This window comes from Streptomyces sp. NPDC057280 (assembly GCF_042668605.1).
Classification (GTDB): domain Bacteria; phylum Actinomycetota; class Actinomycetes; order Streptomycetales; family Streptomycetaceae; genus Streptomyces.
In genome coordinates this window covers 2017119-2035321 of record NZ_JBHUYR010000001.1, presented here as the reverse complement: position 1 = coordinate 2035321, position 18203 = coordinate 2017119, and the positions used below count along the sequence as shown (strand labels likewise).

Here is an 18203-nt window from a genome sequence, read left to right as displayed (position 1 = left end):
ACAGCCCGGAACGGGAATCGTGACTTCCAACGCCCCACGCAGCAGGTCCCTTCGGAAGCATCCCGGCGCGATGGCCGTCGCGCTGGCCGCCTCGGCGGCCCTGCTCGCGGGATGCGGTTCCGACGACGGTTCCGACCCTCTGGCCGAGGACACCGGCAAGGCGGCGAGCGGCGACACGGTCGTCGTCGGCTCCAACAACTTCGCCGAGAGCATCCTGCTCGCCGACATCTACGGCGAGGCCCTGAAGGCCAAGGGCATCAAGGTCACCTACAAGCCCAACGTCGGTTCCCGTGAGGTCACTTACGGGCTGCTGAAGAACGGCTCCATCACCGTCCTGCCCGAGTACAACGGCTCGCTGCTGTCGTACCTCGACGCCAAGGCGGAGCAGAAGTCGGCCGACGAGGTCAACGCGGCCGTCAAGACCAAGCTCGACAGCAAGCTGACGCTGCTGGAGTCGTCGTCCGCCGAGGACAAGGACTCCGTCAGCATCAACGCGGACACCGCCAAGAAGTACAACCTCACCGGCGAGTCCACCCTCGCGGACCTCAAGGCGGCCGCCCCGGAGCTGGTGATCGGCGGCTCGCCCGAGTTCCAGACCCGGCAGCAGGGCCTGAAGGGCCTTGAGTCGGTGTACGGGCTGAAGTTCAAGTCCTTCAAGGCACTCGACGCGGGCGGCCCGCTGACCGTGGCGGCGCTGTCGAAGAACACCGTGCAGGCCGCGGACATCTTCACCACGGACCCGAACATCACGAAGAACAAGTTCGTGGTCCTCCAGGACCCGGAGAACCTCTTCGGCTTCGCCAACGTGACCCCGCTGGTCTACAAGAGCGGCCTCTCCCAGGAGGGCGTGGACGCGCTCAACGCGGTCTCGAAGAAGCTGGACACCAAGACGCTCCTCGACCTGGACTCCCAGGTCCAGCTGGACAACAAGGACCCGCTGGACGTCGCGAAGGCCTGGCTGAAGACGGCCGGCCTGGCGTCCTGACACCGGCACCCCGGACCCGGCCGCCGACGCGGACCCCGCGTCGGCGGCCGAGTGCTCAGTAGCCGACGTGGAACGTCGCGTCCTGCTGCTCGGTGGCGGTGGAGATCGGATCGATCCGCAGCGCGTAGTCGTAGTGCCGGATGTACCGGGTCGGGTTGTTGTACGAACGGAACGACGCCCACGAGGAGTTCGCGAGGCCGGCCGTGCGGTGGAACGTCGCGTCGGCGGCGAACGTCGACGTGCCGTCGTTGGCGTCCAGCCGCAGCGCGTAGTCGTAGTGCCGCAGGTACCGGGTCGGGTAGTTGACCGACTGGAACGACACCCCGGAGGAGTCGGCGAGGCCCGGCACCAGCTTCCACAGCGAGTCCTTGTACGGCTCGACGGGGTATGCGTCGATGCGGCCGACGTAGTCGGCGTGCCGGACGTAACGGGCCGGGTAGTTGTAGGACTTCAGCCGGTTCCAGGCGGGCGCGCCCCACGTGGCGACGAGGTTGTCGTACTGGGTGCCGGTGATCGTCGTGATGCCGCAGTGCTTGGAGTTGACCGGCTGGGTGTACGTCCGCTGGTCGAGCGCGGTCCAGGTGCCCGCCGCCAGATCGGTGGACTGCCAGGCGTAGAAGACACCGTTGGGTGTGTAGGTGTCGCCCCAGAGCCAGTACGTGCCGGACGTGAGCGACTTGACGACGGTCGGCGCCTCGGTGCCGCCGTGCGACACACCCGAGGTGAACGGGGTGAAGCTGCCCGGAGTGAGAGAGGTAGACCGGGCGCCCACCAGCGTGCCGTTCTTCTTGAAGTAGAGGTAGTTGACGCCGTTCGCGCCCACCGTCATGTCGCCGTCGATCACGTCGTATCCGGGATCGAAGAAGACCTGGGGCGCGGAGACCGTGACGAAGTCGGTCGTGTAGTTGACCATGATCACGTTGTGGCCGCTGGAGTTGACCGACGAATAGATGATCGCGTACTGGCCGCGTCCCGCGTCCCAGAAGGCCTCCGGTGCCCAGCTGTGAGTGACCATGTCGTGCAGCTTCAGCCGGTGGTAGCCGGTGAAGGTGCGCAGGTCGGTCGAGTTCCAGACGTGGATGTACTGGCTGTTGTAGTTCCAGTCGGTGCCCTTGAGGTCGGTGGCGAGCACCACGAACGTGCCGTCCTGCTTGCGCAGGACGAACGGGTCGCGCAGGCCCCCCGCGCCCTCGGTCGGGGTGACCACCGGGTTGTTCTGGTTCAGGGGTGTCCAGAGCAGCGCGTCCTTGCTGACGGCGAGGTGGAGGCCGTAGTCGGTGCTGTCCCCGAGATTGGTCGACTCGGTGAAGTACGCCATGACGTACGCCGAGTCGGCGGCGTGCGCGGTCCCGGCGCCCAGCGCCAGTGCGCCGGTCGCGGCGAGCGGGGCGGTGGCGGCCATGCCGAGGAGGCGTCGGCGGGAGAGGCCGGGAGCGGAGGGGAGGCGAGCGGGGGGCGGCTCTGCGGGCATGCGACTCTCCAGATGGTCGACATGTCGAACGAGGTTCGACGAGGCGAATGGAAAGTAGAGGGACGGGAGTTACCCGTCAATCACTCCGGCACGGTTGGCGGGTTTCCGCCGATCACCTATGCGGAACCTGTGCCGCCGACCGCCGACGCGATCAGCAGATCCAGCAGGGCGATCAGCACGTCCCGCGACGACTCCCGCTCCCGCGCGTCGCACAGCACCACCGGCACGCCCTCCGGCAGCGCGAGTGACTCCCTGATCTCCTCGGGCGGATAAGGGTGCCGCCCGTCGAAACCGTTGACGCCGACGACGAACGGGATGCCGCGCCGCTCGAAGAAGTCGACGGCGGCGAAGCTCGCCTCCGGCCGCCGCACGTCGATCAGGACCACCGCGCCGAGCGCGCCCACGGCCAGGTCGTTCCACATGAACCAGAACCGCTGCTGCCCCGGCGTGCCGAACAGATACAGCACCAGCCGGTCGTTGATGGTGATCCGGCCGAAGTCCAGGGCCACCGTGGTGGCCTTCTTCCGCTCGATGCCGGCGAGGTCGTCGACCCCGAGCCCGGCCATGGTCAGCGGCTCCTCCGTGCGCAGCGGCACGATCTCGCTCACCGACCCGACCATCGTCGTCTTGCCGACGCCGAAGCCCCCGGCGATCAGGATCTTGACGGTGTCCGGCGCCGCGGGGGTCCCGGCGGCGGATGCCTCAGAGCCGGCCAAGGCCGTCCCTCACTTTCTGCAGGAGGTCCAGGTCCAGGGTGCGGTCGGTGACGGGGTGCGGGGGGTGGACGGTGATCAGGCCCGCCTCCAGCAGATCGCAGAGCATGATGACGACCACGCTCACCGGCAGGTCGAGCAGCGCCGCCAGCTCCGCGACCGCGACCGGCCGGGCGCACCGGCGCAGGATGCGCGTCTGCTCGGGCTGCGGCCGCGGCGCCCGCTCCGGCGGCGGGTCCACCGCGGTCACCGTGGCGATGAGCGTGAAGCAGGCGCGGCTGGGCCGGGTCCGCCCGCCGGTCAGGGCGAACGGCCGTACCAGCCGGCCCGCCACCGCGTCGCTTTCGCTCACCTCACACGCCGGTGGGACCGAGACCGGTCCGCGGTGCCGCGCTGAGATGCTCGCCGATCTTCTTCACCAGCATGTTCATCTGGTACGCCACCACGCCGACGTCGGCGTTCGGCCCGGTGAGCACGACGAGATGGGCGCCGGGACCGGCCGAGGTCAGTATCAGGAAGCTGTTGGCCATCTCGATCAGCGCCTGTCGCACCGGCCCGCCCCGGAAGTCCATGCTGACGCCCTTGCTGAGGCTCATCAGCCCCGACGCGGTCGCCGCCAGACGCTCGGCGTCGTCCCGCAGGAACCCGGTGGACTTGCTGACCACCAGCCCGTCGTCGGAGAGCACCACGGCCTGCGTGACGTCCGCGACCCGGTCCACGAGGCCGGTGAGCAGCTGGTCCAGCGCGGTGTGCGTGGCGGGGGTGGGGCGTGTCATGGCGATGTCCTTCATGAGCGGTCGGTGTGGGGAGTGGTGGGGACGACGGCGGGTTCGGCCGCTTCCCGGGCCTGGAGCGTGCCGCGCTGGAACCCGGCGAGCGAGGAGGCGGCGTGCTCCGCGGTGAAGCCCTCGGGGTCGTCGTCGACGACGACCGGCGCCTCCTCACGCAGCTCCACGGCCAGACTGGTCTGGGGGACGCGCCGGGGGAGGCGGGAGGGGGCGGAGGGCTCGGCGGGCCGGACCGGCTCGACGGGGTCGGAGGGCTCGACGGGGTCGGAGGGCTCGACGGAGTCGGAGGGCTCGACGGGTTCGACGGGTTCGGAAGGTCCGGAACGCCCGGGGCGTTCGGCGTCGGCCGCCTTGTGGTCCCCTTCCTCCGCCGGGGCACCCCCGTCCTCCTCCCGCACCAGCACCTCGTGCGGAATCAGCACGATCGCCGTCGTCCCGCCGTACGGCGACGAGCGCAGCGTCACCGAGATCCCGTGCCGGTCGGCGAGCCGGGCGACGACGAACATGCCGAGCCTCAGGTCGTCGGCGAGCGCCACCACGTCGAACTTCGGCGCCTCGGCCAACTGGGCGTTGAACGAGGCGTAGTCCTCCTCCGGCATGCCGAGCCCGCGGTCCTCGATCTCGACCGCCAGGCCCTTGGCGACGACCGTCGCCCGCACCCCGACCGGGCTGGGCGCCGGGGAGTACAGCGTGGCGTTCTCGATGAGTTCGGCCAGCAGATGGATCACGTCGGCCACGGCGGGCGGCGCCAGGGACAGCTCCTCGTCGGTGTGCACCTCCACCCGCTGGTACTCGGCGACCTCACCGACCGCGCTGCGCAGGATGTCGACGATCGCGACGGGCTCGGTCCAGCTGCGCCGGGGCTGCCCGCCGCTGATGATGACGAGGTTCTCCTCGTAGCGCCGCAACTGGCTGGCCGTGGAGTCGAGTTCGTACAGGCCCGCCAGGACCTCGGGGTCCTGGTGCCGGCGTTCGAGGGTGTCGAGACGGCTGAGCTGGAGGTTGACCAGGTTCTGGCTCTGCCGGGCGATGCCGAGGATGACCTTCTGGAAACCCCGCCGGGTGTCGGCGAGTTCGACGGCGGTCTCCACGGCGGTGCGCTGGGCGGTGTTGAACGCCCGTGCCACTTGGCCGAGTTCGTCGGAGCCGTAGTCCAGTTCCGGCGCGGCCCGGTCCACGTCGACCTTCTCGCCCCGGTCGAGGCGGGCCACCACGTCGGGCAGCCGCTCCTGGGCGAGGCTCAGGGTGGCGACCCTGAGGCCGCGCAGCCGGCGGGACAGGGAGCGGGTGATCCGCCAGGACATGCCGACGCACAGCAGCAGCGCGACCAGACCGCCGGCACTGAGCGAGGCGGCCGTCAGCAGCAGGTCGTCGGCCTTGCCGGCGCTGCGCGTGAGCAGCCCCGAGGTCTGCCGCTGGATGAGGACCGAGTAGCGGTCGGACACCGTGTCCAGCGCGGCCGTCCACCGCTTCCGCGCGTCCGGCAGCGCGACCCGGCCGTCGGCGCGGGCCGGGCGGGCGGCGAGCACCTGGTCCTCGACGGACATCAGGGTCTGCCACTCCCTGCTCGCCAGGATCCGCTCGGTCTCCGTCTTCGCGTCGCCGGTCAGCGCGGGCACGATCTGGTCCTGGACCAGCCAGCGGCGGGTGTTGACCAGCTGGACGAACTGCGTCCAGCCCTTCTCGTCCAGATGTCCGTCCGGCCAGGCGAGGGTGAGCTGGGCGTCCTCCTGCGAGGTCAGCTCCGCGGCGTGCTCCAGGGCGACGAGCGGCTCGGCCTGGGAGGTGAGGTCGCCGTCGTCGACCTGGGACAGCTCCTCGAAGGCGTGGATCTGGCCGTCGACGATCGACGTGTACTGGTCCAGCACCTGCTCGGCGGAGATGTCGGCGGGGGCGTCCACCTGGTCCCGGTAGTACTCCAGGCTGCCCAGCGAGGCGACCACCGAGTACAGCCGCTCCGCGACCCGGTCCGGTGCCCGCTGGATCTCCTCGGCACGGCCGACGAGCTTGGCGACCGCCTTGTCGGTCTCAGCGCGCTGCCGGTCCAGGGCGGCCCGGGAGCCGGGCACCCTGGCCAACCAGGCGGCGGACGCGGCGCGTTCGCGCTGCAACGCGAGCGTGGCCTCGGTGCCCATGGCGCCGGTCGAGCGGCTCAGCTCCGTCTGCGCGCGCAGCCTGAGGCCCTCGGAGAACATCTGGATCGTCGTCACGCCCCACATGGCGGCGAGGGTGACACTGGGCACCAGCGCCAGCAGGATCAGGGAGATCCGTATGGAGCCGAGACGGCGCCGGCGCCGGGGGCCTGTCCGGTCAGACATGGTCTTCCTTGGGCGATCAGCAGGGAGGGGGAGGCGGGGAGTGCGAGCGGAGAGGGGCCCGCTCAGCGGGTTCCGGCGGCGGCGAACCTCGCCACGGCGGCGACATTGCTCCGGGTCACGAACGCGGGGCCGGTCAGCACGGGGGCCACCCCGCCGCCGCTGACATTGCCGTTGGTGCGGTACAGCCACAGCGAGTCGACCGCGAGATAGCCCTGGAGATACGGCTGTTGGTCCACCGCGAACTGCACCGACCCGTCCCGCACGGCCCGGGCCAGGTCCTTGTTGAGGTCGAAGGTGGCGACCCGCGCCCTGCTGCCCGCCGCCTTCACCGAGTCGACCGCGTCCAGCGCGAACTGCGCGCCGTTCGTGACGACTTCGTCGATGCCGGGGTCCTGCCGCAGCCGGGCGGTGAGGACGGCGTCCACGGCCTTGGCGTCGGTGCCCTCCACGTAGAGGTTCTCGGTCTCGCCGCCGAACGTCTTCTTCACCCCGGCGCAGCGCGCCTCCAGCGCGACATTGCCCCGCTCGTGGATGACGCACAGTGCGTGCTTGGCCTTCAGCGCGTCGAGCCTGTCCCCGACGGCGCCGCCCGCGACACTCTCGTCCTGGCCGAAGTACTGCAGCAGCCCCTGCGACTTCCAGGCGTCGATACCGGAGTTGAGTCCGACGACCGGTATGCCCGCCGCCCGGGCCTCGGCGACCGGCGCCTTCATCGCGTTCGGCTTGGCCAGCGTCACCGCGATCCCGTCCACGCGTTCCCCGATCGCGTCGCGCACCAACTGCGCCTGCCGGGCCGGGTCGGAGTCGCTCGCGTACGTCAGCTCGACCCCGTCCTTCGCGGCCGCCGCCTCCGCTCCCTTGCGCACCAGCTCCCAGAAGGCGTCCCCCTCACCGCCGTGGGTGACGAGAGCGACCTTCATCGCCCCCTTCGCCCCCGACCCGAGCCGCGCGTCGGCGGCACCCGAACCGGCAGCGGAACCCGAGGCGGAACAGCCGGCGAGCAGCAGGAGGGCGGCCGCGGACGCGACGGCGAGACGCACGGACGCGGCGGATCCGGAAGATGCCTGCGGTGGGGGAGTGGTGATCATGAGGATGCGGCACCTCACTGTGCGGCCGAGCTGGTGGAACGCGAAAGCGAGGCCGAAACGCCGGTGTGCGTCGACCTGTTGAACTTTCACTTGCCCGGAGCCAACCGTGTGTGACCGCCGGTAGTCAAGTGATCAGCCGCTTGTAGTGACTTGTCGGTGCCGCATCGTGATGGTCGGTGATCATCAGGGGGTCGGGGGCGGTCGGTAGTTGGGGGGCTCAGCCGTACGTCAGGTTCGAGCACGGGTTGTCGTCCGCCGACCGGGCGCCGTCCGCGACCGTGCTGGGCACGGCCGTCGGAGACGGAGTGGGTGTGGTGGCGTAGGACTGGCCGAGTACGACGCTGATGCCGGTGCCCGCGACGGACTCCAGCGTGGCGCCCGGGAAGGCCGCGGCGACCGTGCGGGCCCGGGACTCCTCGCCGGGGCCGTACTCGACGAGGGTGGTGGGGTGGTCCTGGGTGGCCGCCGTGGCCGTGCCGGTGACCGTGAAGCCGTCGGAGGTGAGCGTGGCGGCGGCGCGGGCGGCGAGGCCGGTGATCGTGGTGCCGTTGTAGACGCCGACGGCGATGCCGGCGCCGGACACGGGGGTGGGGGACGCCGTGGGCGTCTTCTGCTTCCCCTTCCGCTTCCCCGTCGCGTTCTTGCCGTCGATCGTGCGGTCGGACTTCAGGGCCGCCCACAGGGCGTCGGCGTCCGGTTCGACGATCGCGACGCGCGAACCGTCGTACCGCCAGGGCAGGGTGACGAACTTGGTGTTGTGCAGGTCGACGTCCTTCAGGGACATCGCGAAGGAGATGAGCTTGTCGGCGGAACCCAGGCCGGTGTCGACGGTGAGGGACTTCGTCGCGGCGTCGGCGAGCGGCAACAGGTGCGTCGGCGTCAGACCCTTGCTCTTCACCTCCTTCAACAGGCTTGCCACGAAGGCCTGTTGGCGCTTGATGCGGCCGATGTCGGAGCCGTCGCCGATGCCGTGCCGGATGCGCACGTAGTCCAGCGCCTTCTGCCCGGAGACGGTCTGCACCCCCTTCTTGAAGAGCAGCCTGCCCGGCGTGGTCCGGTGCGGGTTGAGATCGTTCTCGTAGACGTCCTGCGGCAGGCACACCTTCACCCCGCCCACCACCTCCGTCAGCCGCGCGAAACCCTTGAAGTCGACGACGACCGTATGGTCCACGCGCAGGCCGGTGAGGTGCTCGACGGTGTTCTGGGTGCAGGCCGGGTTGCCCTTGGCGGTCTCGCCCACCGAGTAGGCCGCGTTGAACATCGTGTCGGTCTGCGTCTTCGTCCAGCTGCCGTCGGGCAGCTTGCAGGGCGGGATCGTGACCAGGGTGTCGCGGGGGATGGAGACCGCCAGCGCGTGCCGGTGGTCGGCGTACACGTGCAGCAGGAGCGTGGTGTCGGAGCGCCCTATGTCGTCCTTGTCGCCGCCGCCGAGCGCCGCGTTGCCGTCGGTGCGCGCGTCGGAGCCGATGAGCAGGACGTTCTCACCCTTGGAGGAGCCGGCCCGGGGCCGGTCGTCGGAGACGCCGCCCGAGTCGAAGGTGCTGATGTTCCCGTCCAGCTTCAGATAGAGCCAGCCCGCGCCGGCGGTCGCGAGGACCAGCAGCGAGAGGCACACGGCGAGTGCGACGCGTATCCGGCGGCCCCGGCGGCGGCCCGCCCGGCGACGCCCGCCGGGGCGCTCCTGCCGGTGCCGCGGAGGTGCCGGCCGCCCTGCACTGGTGATCGTCATCCGCGCCCTTTTTGCAAATAGCTGGGATTTGTCGCCTAAGCCCCGGTTGTACAGTTGCGCACGACAGCAACCGTCATCCGACGGGCAGCGGCCGCCGCAAGTGTGCGCGACCGACGTAAGAGCGAGTTGAGAACTCGGGCGAGAGAAAGGCGCGGCCGTGCTGCGTAACGGACTGGAACCCTGGCACCTGCTGATAGTGGCGATCGTCGTGATCGTGCTGTTCGGCTCGAAGAAGCTGCCCGACACCGCGCGGGCGCTCGGCAGGTCCATGCGCATCCTCAAGAGCGAGGCGCAGGCGATGAAGGAGGAGTCCGCGCCGGCGGTGACTGCGCCCGTGGACGCCCCTGCCGCCGCGCAGTCGCCTTCGCCGTCCCAGTGAGTACGTCAGCCGAGGCGCACCGGCAGTGACCGGTGGCCGTGGGAGATGAACGAGTCCACCGGCTCCAGCTCCCCCGGCGCCACGGCGAGCGCGAGCCCCGGGAAGCGGGCGAACAACGCGGGCAGCGCGACGCGCGCCTCCAGGCGGCCGAGCGGGGCGCCCAGACAGTGATGGGCGCCGTACCCGAAGGCCAGATGGTCCTTGTCGGCCCGGGTGACGTCGAACACGTCCGCGTCCTCGCCGTGGTGCCCCGGGTCGCGGCCGGCGGCGGCGTACGCGGCGAGGATCGCCTCGCCCGCACGGATCACGGCGCCCTCGGGACCGCCCAGCTCGGCCAGGTCCAGGTCCGTCACGGCGTACCGCAGCGGCAGGCTCGCCACCGGTGCCTCGACCCGCAGGGTCTCCTCGATCACGTCGTCCCAGGACGCCTGCCCGGCGCGGACCAGGGCGAGCTGGCCGGGGTGGGTGAGCAGGGCGTGGACGGCGTTGTCGAGCAGGTTCACCGTCGTCTCGTGACCGGCGCTGACCATGAGGACCAGGGTGTCGAGCAGCTCCTGCTCACTGAGGTGGGCGCCGTCGTCGTCATGGGTCGCGATCAGCGCGGAGGTGAGGTCGTCGCCGGGCGACGCCCGCTTGGTCTCGACGAGTTGATGCATGGCCGCGTAGAAGCGGGTGTAGATGTCGGCCACTTCGGCGGCGTCGGCCGAGGTGTGGAAGACGCCGTCCACGACGGCCCGTAGCTCCGGGCCCTGCTCCTGAGGAAGGCCGAGGAGCTCGCCGATGACCTGGATGGGCAGCGGGTAGCAGAACTCCTCGCGCAGATCGACGACTTGACCGCCCTCTCCGGCCTTCTCGACGCGGTCGATCAGCGTGTCGGTGATGGCTTCGACGCGGGGCCGCAGGGCGGCGGTCCGGCGTGCGGTGAACGCCCTCGCGACGAGGTTGCGCAGACGTTTGTGGTCGGCGCCGTACGCCGTGAACATGTTCTGCACGGCGACCCAGGTGAACAGCGGCCAGTCCGGGGAGACACGGCCCTCGGCCCAGCGCCGCCAGTGCTGTCGTGCGTCCTTCGACACCCGCGGATCGGCGAGCAGCCGCCGCAGCAGCGCGGGGTTGCTGACCGCCCAGGCGGGCACGCCGTGCGGCAGTTCGACCGGGGCGACGGGGCCGCGCTCCCTGATCCGCGCGGCTTCGCCGTGGATGTCACGACCGGTCGGGTCGATCACGACCGGATCCTTGAACTCCATCGAACTCCCCCTGTCCCGTGAGCTCCCGGCACCCCCGGTCCGGGGTCCCCGGCCACCACGACCCGCCACCCGAGCGGCGCCGCACCACGGTCACGCTAGGGGGCGGGCAGCGGGGCGCGCGAGGGCGCACGGGGGGTCTGGCCGGAATCGGGGGGTGGGGTGAAGGCGGGCGGGGGCGGGGCGAGGGCGGGTGGCTGAGCCGAGCGGGGGGCGAGGGCGGGTGGCTCAGCCGAGCTGGGGTGGGGACAGTGGGGGCGAGCGGGGGTGGTGGGGGCAGCGCCTGGCCGGTGCGGGTCCTGCTTGTGCGCGGACAGGGTCGTTCCCGGCCTCGGGGCGTGCCGGCAGGCTCGTCCTCGGCTCTGCTTGTGCGGGGATGGGCCGGTTACTGGCCTGGTCGTGTGTGGACAGGCCGGTTTCCGGGCCGGTCGTGCGCGGGGGCGTCCGTTCCGAGCCCCACTCGGGGTGTGCTTGGGCAGGCTCGTCCTTGGCCCAGCCTTTGTGCTCGGGCAGGCGCGTCCCTCGGTCCCGCTTGTGTGCGGATAGGCCGGTTCCCGGCCCCGGTTGGGCGCCGGCGGGCCCTTTCGGAGTCCCGCTTGTGTGCGCAGGCCCGCCGTCGTCCCCAGGCCTGCCAGTGTGCGCGGGCCCGCCCCCGGCCCCGCTCGTGTGCCGTCAGGCCCGTCGCCGGGCCCCGCGACCAACCCGGGCGGGGCCGGTGCGGGTCCTGCTTGTGCGCGGACAAGGCCCGTCCCGGGCCCTGCTCGTGTGCCGTCGGAGCCGTCGCCGGGGCCCCGCGACCAACCAGGGCGCTTTCCGGCCCCCGTAAGCCATCAGGATGCTCTCCTGCCCGGCGGGCCGAGTCTCAGGCCGGTTCCGGGTTTCCGGTCTCCGGCCCCGGCGCGGTCAGCGAGCCCAGTGGTGTCGTGGTCTTCGCCGCTCGGGCCGCCTTGCGGCGCTTCCTGCGGCTCACCCGCGGTTCCTGGTCCGGGAGCCAGCCGAAGGCGAGGCAGCTGCCCACCACGCCCAGGAGGAGGCCGATGAAGAAGCCCCCCAGGTTCGAGGTCAGCCAGGTGCCCAGGGCCAGCAGGACGCCGGTGATCGAGTAGAAGAGCCGTTGGGTGGGGTTGAACAGGATGAGCAGCCCCAGCAGCAGCATCAGCGCCGGCAGGAGATAGCCGGCCAGGCCCTGCATCCCGATGTGCAGGACGACCTTCAGCGACGCCTTCTCGGTGAGCAGGATCTCCGCCCCGCCCAGGGCGAGCAGCAGCCCGCCCCAGAACGGACGGCCGGCCCGCCACGCGCGGAAGGCCGACCGCACTCCCCGACGTGGAGTGTCCGTGTCCGACATCAGCAACCCGAGCTGCTGAAACGGAGCTTCAGGCCCGGAAGCTTGAAGACACCCGCGGTCGTCGCGTAGTTGGTCTGACGCAGGTTGGCGATGTGCACCGTGTCCGACTGCTGGCTGAACACCCCGATCGGCCCCTTGACCCCGGCCTTGGTGAGCGTGCTGGCGTCGTTCCCGATCTCGATGTTGTTGAAGTCGGCGTCACCGGTCAGCTCGGTGGAGTCGGTGGTCAGGTCGGTCGCCTTCACCTTCTGCGACCCGCTGCCCGCGGTGATGAGCAGGTTGGTCCCGCCGAGGTCGACGCTCTGGCAGAGGCTGTCCAGCGTCGCGTTCTTGATCGCGGAGGTGACCACCAGCACCTGGCCCCCGGTGTCACCCGCGTTCGGGCTGCCCTCCGCCATGTTGTCGAGGGCGCCGAACTGCTCGAAGCCGGTGCCGTTCAGCTCCTTCGCGGTGACGGTGAACGCCATGCCGGAGATCGCGAACTGCACGCCCAGCGCGCCCTCCGCGGTCAGCACCGCCAGCGTGGCGGCGACCAGCGTGGCCGGCACGGCCATCACGGCGGCCCGGCGCGCGCGGACCCGCCCGCGTCTGACAGGCTCCGGCGCGGAACCGCTTTCCGCGTTCTGTGGTGTGTTGTCGGCGGCCGAAGTGGCGTCCGAAGACGAGGCCATGTGTGCTCCCAGGGCATAGACAGTGCGGTCTGGCATCAAATGGCACGTTGTCCTGGCGCGGACAGCGCAGGCGGCCCGCGCCCCCTCGCATCTCCCGGCGGATGCAAGGGCTTTCGCGTACTCCGCAGTAGCCGCCGAGGAAGTTACCGGTGGTTACATTTAAGGGTCAAGAGAGTTGTGAAAAAAGGGTGTTGGTTGTGCCTCGCCTGTGGGGCGAGATGTGTCGAGGTGCCACACCGCTATTTGACTGTCCGTCAACTGCGCTTCTACTCCTTGACGTTGACTGAGCATCAGGTCTACAACTGCCCCTGGCTCGAACCGGATCCGTGGCGCCGGATCCGTCGCGCGGCACTGCCCGCGCCTCCCGGACGTCCTGTCCGTCTCCGGGCACTCCTCCGTGCCCGTCTCCTCCCGCTGGCACCCGCACGGTCACTTCCCCCCTGGTCCGTGCCGGGGCGCCACCTCCCGCCCGGCCCGGCCGGGGACCTACCCCACGTTCCCCGGCCGGTGACCGGTCGGCTGCCGTCGTCGGTCCGTGACGTACGGAGAAGGCGTCACGGGCCGACGCCGCAGGACGCCGCGCCGCGTCCACACCCCCCATTCGCCACCCCCCACCCACCACCCCCCTCAACCCCCCTCACCTCGGAAAAGAGGCATTCCCGCATGCGTACGCGTTCTCTGCTCACCCTCACCGCCGCCGTCGCCGCCTTCGCCCTGTCGGGCGTGAGCCCCGCGTCGGCCGCCGACAACGTCCTCACCACCGGGTCCACGGGCGGCGACGCCGTCGCCACCGGTACGGCGGTCACCGCGTCCCTGGCCAGCGGCACCACCGCGACGCTCTACTCCACCGCGACCGGCACCACGGGCATCACCTGCACCACCTCGCAGTTCACCGCGACGGTCGACAGCAACCCGACCGCTCCCGGCACCGCCTCCGAGACCCTGACCGGGCACACCTTCAGCAACTGCACCTCGAACAACGTGGGCGTGCTCGGCGTCACCAGCGTCACGGTCAACAACCTGGCGTACACCACCACCGTGGCCTCCGACGGCACCGTCGCCGTGACCCCGGGCACCGCCGGTCCCATCCAGACCACCGTCGTGCTCAGGACCCTGCTCGGCAGCGTCACCTGTGTCTACCAGGCGACGAACGGCAGCCTCTCCGGCGCGGCCGACAACGCCGACAACAGCATCAAGTTCACCAACCAGCAGTTCACCCGCAGCTCCGGCTCCTCGCTCTGCCCGAGCAGCGGCTTCTGGACCGCGAAGTACGCCCCGGTCGCCACCGACGGCGCGGCGGTCTACGTCAACTGACACGCCAAAGGGTTCGCGCCCCCACGCTCGGTGGGGGCGCGAACCCTGTGTGCCGTCAGTGGACCGGGCTCACCGGTCCTCGTCGCACATGCCTTCTTCCAGCTCGGAGATCTCGCGATCGCCGGAGGCGACACAGAACCACTGCGTCGGATGCTCGGAGTACTCCCAGCTGCGCGGGTCCGCGAGCAGCTCGGTCAGCGCCTCGCCGGTCACTTCCTCACCCGTGTAGTAGGCCGGCGGCGAGTCCGACCGGAACACCTTGATGAACCCCAGCGGCTGCCAGCAGCTGATCAGACGGGCGAAGCGCGGGATGTGCCGCTTCCATTCCTCCTCGTCCTCGCTCTGCGTCCAGTCGGCCAGAACACTCCAGAGATCGGAGCCCTCTCCGCCGTTGACGAAGAGGCAGTACTCGTCGTCCTCCCATTTCTTCACGGGGTGACCTCCTTTCTCACTGATCCAGCGCGGGGTTGCCGGCCAGCGGGACCCGGTAGGCCTTCTTGCCCTGCTGGATCTTGACATAGGGCGCCCGGTGCAGGATGTCGCGCAACTCGTACTCGCCGTTCTTCTTCGCGCTGTTCCCTGCCTCAAAGATCATGACTCCGCCGGGGATCTTGATCCGGAATCCGCCACCGGTCGCGGCGGGCGCGGGAATGCGCTCCTTTCCGGCCAGCAGCTTCTCCAGTTCTCCCGCCGTCGCGCCGCGCAGCGACTCCGGATCGTCCAGGCTGCGCACGACCTTCTGGGCCTTGTTGGCGCCCTTGCCCGCCGCCTCGGCGGCCTCCATGACGTCGTCCAGATGCTTCAACTGGTGCGGGAACTTGGCGAAGTCGCCGAAGAACGGGATGAAGCCCGACATGCCGAGCGTCGCCCCGACGGCGTCCTTCTCGTCAGCTCCGGCTCCTCGCTCTGCCCGAGCAGCGGCTTCTGGACCGCGAAGTACGCCCCGGTCACCGCCTCCTCCGGTGCGGCGGTCTACGTCAACTGACCCTCGTACGACCGGCGTTCAGCGTCGACGCAGACGCAGCGCCAGGGCGGCGCCCCCGGTGAGCACCAGCACCGCGGCGGCGCCGCCCGCCACCATGGGGGCGGACGGTCCAGAACCGGCAGTCTCCGTGGCGGCCACCGGCGCGGCGCCGGCACCCGAGGCCGTCGTACGGGGCTCGGCGCTCGGCGTCGGGCTGCTGGTCGTACGGGCCTTGGCGGCGCCGGTCGAAGACGGCTTCGCCGAAGCCGTTGCCGAAGGTGAGGGCGAAGGCGACGGCTTCGCGCTCTGCTCGGCCCTGCTCTTCGTCGCGGGGAACACCACGTCCGAGCACGAGTAGTACGTGTCCGGCGTGCTCGTGTTCTGCCAGATCGTGTAGAGCACATGGCGGCCCGTACGATCCGACGGCAGCGTCGCGCGGATGCGGTACGCGCCGCCCGTCAGCGCCGGGTCCTTGACCGTCGCGAACGGCTTCTCGGGCAGGTCGGACCAGGCGAGCGGCTTCGTCGGGTCGTAACCGGGCTTGGTCAGGTAGAGCTTGAAGCTCCCTGTGTGCGGGATCGTCGAGGCGTACTTCATCGTCAGTGTCGCGCCCGGCGTCAGATGCGTCGAGGGCCAGTCCGCGCGGGCCAGGTCGAGCCCCTTGTAGGCGGGCAGGCCGCCGCTGCACAGCTCCCCGTCGGGGACGGTCTGCCGGTCGCGGCCGTTCACGTTGGCGATGCGCAGGTTGTCCCAGGCGGTGAAGGGTGTCCCGTTCGCGGTGATCGCGGCCCGGCAGGCGGCGGTTGCGGCCCGGCCGCCCTCGGGGGAGCAGGCGTACACCCGGCTCACCGGATCGGTCGGCGCGCCGTGCGCCTGAGCCGGGGCGGCCGCCCATACGGCGGTCAGGAGCGGTGCCACGACCGTCAGGGCGGCCATGCGGTATGCGGTCATCCGGGACATCCGGAACGTCTCCTCGGCCGAGGCGGGAACGGTTTGCTCCCGTGCAGTACGGAAACCGGGCCCGGCGCGTTCACCGCGGGACATCGGCCGCGAAAGGGTGCACCCGGGGTGCATTCGCCCCCGACTTCCGGACGGCGAGGGTGGGTTTCCGGCCGGATCGAGGGTTTCCCCTGTATTCACATGACCAGCCCTTTGCCTATCGTTCAGGCCACAGCTGACCCACAGGTAACCCCCTCCCCGGTCCGCTGGCGCTCGGCCGGTCCCACGCCGCTTTTCGCCCCGCCCCCCGCCGCTTCATCGACGAAGCGTTCCCCACCGCTGCTCCGCGCTGCCCGGAGCACGGCCACGAAAGGCAAAGCCCTTGCGTACCCCGCCCTCCCTCCGACGGAGGATGATCTCCGTCGCCGCGGTCTCGGCCGCGCTGTTCACGGCGGCCACCGCCACGGTGGCCACGGCCCAGGAGGCCGCCGCCCCGAAGGCAGCCGCCGTGCCCACCGCCCAGACCGAAGCCGCGCCCGGCGTCACCGCCGAGCGGCTCATCGTCGGCTACAAGTCCGGTGCCACCGAGGCCAAGTCGAACAACGCCGCCGAGGCCGACGCCACCGCCAAGGGCAAGCAGGCCGGCGAGGACGTCGACTTCCAGCGTCGGCTGGGCACCGGTGCCGCCCTCGTGGACCTGGGCGCCGACGCCACCCGCGCGGACGTCGCCGACGTCGTGGCCGAGTACAAGGCCGATCCGCAGGTCGCCTACGTCGTGCCGGACCGCCTGAACAAGCCGCAGGCCGACCCGAACGACACCGAGTACGCCAAGCAGTGGGACCTGTTCGAGGCCACGGCCGGCATGAACGTCCCCGGCGCCTGGTCCACCGCGACCGGCTCCGGCGTGACCGTCGCCGTCATCGACACCGGCTACGTCGCCCACACCGACCTGGCCGCGAACATCGTCGCCGGTTACGACTTCATCTCCGACACCGCGGTCTCGGTGGACGGCGACGGCCGCGACAGCAACCCGGCCGACCCGGGCGACTACTACGCCGCCAATGAGTGCGGCTCCGGCATCCCGGCGTCCAACTCCTCCTGGCACGGCACCCACGTGGCCGGCACCATCGCCGCGGTCACCAACAACAGCAAGGGCATCGCGGGCATCGCCTACGGCGCGAAGATCTCCCCGCTGCGCGTGCTCGGCAAGTGCGGCGGCTACGACTCCGACATCATCGACGCCATCACCTGGGCGTCCGGCGGCACCGTCTCGGGCGTGCCCGCGAACACCAACGTCGCCAAGGTCATCAACATGAGCCTGGGCGGCGACGGTGCCTGCACCAGCGCGACCCAGAGCGCCATCACCGCCGCCGTGAACCGCGGTACCACGATCGCCGTCGCCGCGGGCAACGACAACGACAACGTCGCGAACCACTCGCCGGGCAACTGCAACAACGTCATATCCGTGGCCGCCACCAACCGCACCGGCGCGAAGGCCTCGTACTCCAACTACGGTTCCCTGGTGGACATCTCGGCCCCCGGCGGCCAGACCAGCACCGGTACCGCCAACGGCATCCTGTCCACGCTGAACTCCGGCACCAAGACGGCGTCGACCGAGAACTACGCCTACTACCAGGGCACCAGCATGGCCACCCCGCACATCGCGGGCCTCGCCGCCCTGCTGAAGTCGGCCAACTCCTCGCTGACCCCGGCCCAGATCGAGTCGGCCATCAAGTCCAACGCCCGTGCCCTGCCCGGCGCTTGCTCGGGCGGCTGCGGCGCCGGTCTCGCGGACGCCGCGAAGACCGTGGCCGCCGTCAGCGGTGGCGGCACGACGACGGGGACGACGTACTCGAGCACCTCCGCGGTCGCCATCCCGGACAACAGCTCGGCGATCGAGTCCCCGATCACGGTCAGCGGCCGTACCGGCAACGCCCCTTCGGCCCTCAAGGTCGCCGTCGACATCACCCACACCTACCGCGGTGACCTGGTGATCGGCCTCGTCGCCCCGGACGGCACGGTCTACAGCCTGAAGTCCGCCAGTTCCTCGGACTCCGCGGACAACGTCAACACCACCTACACCGTGGACGCTTCGAGCGAGACGGCCAACGGCACCTGGAAGCTGCGCGTCCAGGACACCGCGGCCCAGGACACGGGCACGCTCAACAGCTGGAAGCTGACTTTCTGAGCCACCCCCGCCGAACGGGCGGGCCGACCGGTGCGGATGGGGCACCGGTCGGCCCGCCTTTTTT

17 protein-coding genes are annotated in these 18203 nt (G+C 70.7%); 4 read left to right on the top strand and 13 right to left on the bottom strand.

What is annotated here, in order from left to right; translation table 11 throughout:
- Window positions 1-19: 19 nt before the first annotated feature.
- Entirely contained in the window at window positions 20-985 is a 966-nt protein-coding gene (locus ACFUO4_RS09215) for an ABC transporter substrate-binding protein (protein WP_079313017.1), read from the top strand.
- 55 nt (window positions 986-1040) lie between these two features.
- Here ACFUO4_RS09215 and ACFUO4_RS09210 read toward each other — a convergent pair whose 3' ends face one another.
- From ACFUO4_RS09210 to ACFUO4_RS09180, 7 genes are all read right to left on the bottom strand, one after another.
- On the bottom strand, window positions 1041-2456 hold the full coding sequence (locus ACFUO4_RS09210; protein WP_383481604.1) for a glycoside hydrolase family 43 protein: 1416 nt from the start codon (window positions 2454-2456) through the stop codon (window positions 1041-1043).
- Between the two features lie 116 nt (window positions 2457-2572).
- The gene (locus tag ACFUO4_RS09205; RefSeq protein ID WP_079313021.1) at window positions 2573-3172 is read right to left on the bottom strand and encodes an ATP/GTP-binding protein; all 600 of its coding nucleotides are present in this window, start codon (window positions 3170-3172) and stop codon (window positions 2573-2575) included.
- Window positions 3159-3521 carry a DUF742 domain-containing protein gene (locus tag ACFUO4_RS09200; RefSeq protein WP_079313023.1) on the bottom strand — a complete coding sequence of 121 codons (363 nt, stop codon included), beginning with the start codon at window positions 3519-3521 and terminating at the stop codon, window positions 3159-3161. Before ACFUO4_RS09200 ends, ACFUO4_RS09205 begins: the two co-directional genes overlap by 14 nt.
- A 1-nt stretch (window position 3522) precedes the next feature.
- Window positions 3523-3945: a roadblock/LC7 domain-containing protein gene (locus ACFUO4_RS09195; RefSeq protein ID WP_079313025.1), complete on the bottom strand. Its 423-nt coding sequence runs from the start codon at window positions 3943-3945 to the stop codon at window positions 3523-3525.
- Between the two features lie 11 nt (window positions 3946-3956).
- Window positions 3957-6275 (bottom strand): nitrate- and nitrite sensing domain-containing protein, encoded by a 2319-nt coding sequence (locus ACFUO4_RS09190; protein WP_383481599.1) that lies wholly within the window; start codon window positions 6273-6275, stop codon window positions 3957-3959.
- Window positions 6276-6337: 62 nt separating this feature from the next.
- A complete protein-coding gene (locus tag ACFUO4_RS09185; protein ID WP_383481596.1) occupies window positions 6338-7363 on the bottom strand; it encodes a substrate-binding domain-containing protein in 1026 nt (341 codons plus the stop codon).
- A 217-nt stretch (window positions 7364-7580) separates the two neighbouring features.
- Window positions 7581-9092, bottom strand: a complete 1512-nt coding sequence (locus tag ACFUO4_RS09180) for an LCP family protein (RefSeq protein WP_383481593.1) — start codon at window positions 9090-9092, stop codon at window positions 7581-7583.
- 157 nt (window positions 9093-9249) lie between these two features.
- Between ACFUO4_RS09180 and tatA the strand changes: the two genes are divergently transcribed.
- Window positions 9250-9471, top strand: a complete 222-nt coding sequence (gene tatA / locus ACFUO4_RS09175) for a Sec-independent protein translocase subunit TatA (protein ID WP_383481590.1) — start codon at window positions 9250-9252, stop codon at window positions 9469-9471.
- A gap of 5 nt (window positions 9472-9476) precedes the next feature.
- Here tatA and ACFUO4_RS09170 read toward each other — a convergent pair whose 3' ends face one another.
- From ACFUO4_RS09170 to ACFUO4_RS09160, 3 genes are all read right to left on the bottom strand, one after another.
- Window positions 9477-10718, bottom strand: coding sequence for a cytochrome P450 (locus ACFUO4_RS09170; protein ID WP_383481587.1), 1242 nt, complete (start codon window positions 10716-10718; stop codon window positions 9477-9479).
- Between the two features lie 859 nt (window positions 10719-11577).
- The gene (locus ACFUO4_RS09165) at window positions 11578-12063 is read right to left on the bottom strand and encodes a DUF6114 domain-containing protein (RefSeq protein ID WP_383481584.1); all 486 of its coding nucleotides are present in this window, start codon (window positions 12061-12063) and stop codon (window positions 11578-11580) included.
- Window positions 12063-12734, bottom strand: a complete 672-nt coding sequence (locus ACFUO4_RS09160) for a DUF6230 family protein (RefSeq protein WP_079313039.1) — start codon at window positions 12732-12734, stop codon at window positions 12063-12065. Before ACFUO4_RS09160 ends, ACFUO4_RS09165 begins: the two co-directional genes overlap by 1 nt.
- 663 nt (window positions 12735-13397) lie before the next feature.
- Between ACFUO4_RS09160 and ACFUO4_RS09155 the strand changes: the two genes are divergently transcribed.
- Window positions 13398-14048, top strand: coding sequence for a Tat pathway signal sequence domain protein (locus ACFUO4_RS09155; RefSeq protein ID WP_079312179.1), 651 nt, complete (start codon window positions 13398-13400; stop codon window positions 14046-14048).
- Between the two features lie 69 nt (window positions 14049-14117).
- On the opposite strand, the gene ACFUO4_RS09150 is transcribed toward ACFUO4_RS09155, so the two are convergent.
- The 3 genes from ACFUO4_RS09150 to ACFUO4_RS09140 all read right to left on the bottom strand — a co-directional run bounded on the left by ACFUO4_RS09150 (window position 14118) and on the right by ACFUO4_RS09140 (window position 15972).
- Complete coding sequence (locus tag ACFUO4_RS09150; protein ID WP_079312181.1) at window positions 14118-14480, bottom strand: hypothetical protein; 363 nt, start codon at window positions 14478-14480, stop codon at window positions 14118-14120.
- A 16-nt stretch (window positions 14481-14496) separates the two neighbouring features.
- Window positions 14497-14904, bottom strand: coding sequence for a hypothetical protein (locus ACFUO4_RS09145; RefSeq protein WP_383481579.1), 408 nt, complete (start codon window positions 14902-14904; stop codon window positions 14497-14499).
- Window positions 14905-15051: 147 nt separating this feature from the next.
- Window positions 15052-15972 carry a lytic polysaccharide monooxygenase gene (locus ACFUO4_RS09140; RefSeq protein WP_383481576.1) on the bottom strand — a complete coding sequence of 307 codons (921 nt, stop codon included), beginning with the start codon at window positions 15970-15972 and terminating at the stop codon, window positions 15052-15054.
- A 361-nt stretch (window positions 15973-16333) separates the two neighbouring features.
- Between ACFUO4_RS09140 and ACFUO4_RS09135 the strand changes: the two genes are divergently transcribed.
- Window positions 16334-18139 carry a S8 family serine peptidase gene (locus tag ACFUO4_RS09135; RefSeq protein WP_383481573.1) on the top strand — a complete coding sequence of 602 codons (1806 nt, stop codon included), beginning with the start codon at window positions 16334-16336 and terminating at the stop codon, window positions 18137-18139.
- The last annotated feature ends 64 nt before the right edge of the window (window positions 18140-18203 follow it).

Coding starts and splice junctions, on each gene's coding strand:
- ACFUO4_RS09210 (WP_383481604.1), bottom strand. CDS start 2,456: ATGCCCGCAGAGCCGCCCCCCGCTCGCCTCCCCTCCGCTCCCGGCCTC.
- ACFUO4_RS09195 (WP_079313025.1), bottom strand. CDS start 3,945: ATGACACGCCCCACCCCCGCCACGCACACCGCGCTGGACCAGCTGCTC.
- ACFUO4_RS09190 (WP_383481599.1), bottom strand. CDS start 6,275: ATGTCTGACCGGACAGGCCCCCGGCGCCGGCGCCGTCTCGGCTCCATA.
- ACFUO4_RS09185 (WP_383481596.1), bottom strand. CDS start 7,363: ATGATCACCACTCCCCCACCGCAGGCATCTTCCGGATCCGCCGCGTCC.
- ACFUO4_RS09180 (WP_383481593.1), bottom strand. CDS start 9,092: ATGACGATCACCAGTGCAGGGCGGCCGGCACCTCCGCGGCACCGGCAG.
- ACFUO4_RS09170 (WP_383481587.1), bottom strand. CDS start 10,718: ATGGAGTTCAAGGATCCGGTCGTGATCGACCCGACCGGTCGTGACATC.
- ACFUO4_RS09165 (WP_383481584.1), bottom strand. CDS start 12,063: ATGTCGGACACGGACACTCCACGTCGGGGAGTGCGGTCGGCCTTCCGC.
- ACFUO4_RS09160 (WP_079313039.1), bottom strand. CDS start 12,734: ATGGCCTCGTCTTCGGACGCCACTTCGGCCGCCGACAACACACCACAG.
- ACFUO4_RS09155 (WP_079312179.1), top strand. CDS start 13,398: ATGCGTACGCGTTCTCTGCTCACCCTCACCGCCGCCGTCGCCGCCTTC.
- ACFUO4_RS09145 (WP_383481579.1), bottom strand. CDS start 14,904: ATGTCGGGCTTCATCCCGTTCTTCGGCGACTTCGCCAAGTTCCCGCAC.
- ACFUO4_RS09140 (WP_383481576.1), bottom strand. CDS start 15,972: ATGTCCCGGATGACCGCATACCGCATGGCCGCCCTGACGGTCGTGGCA.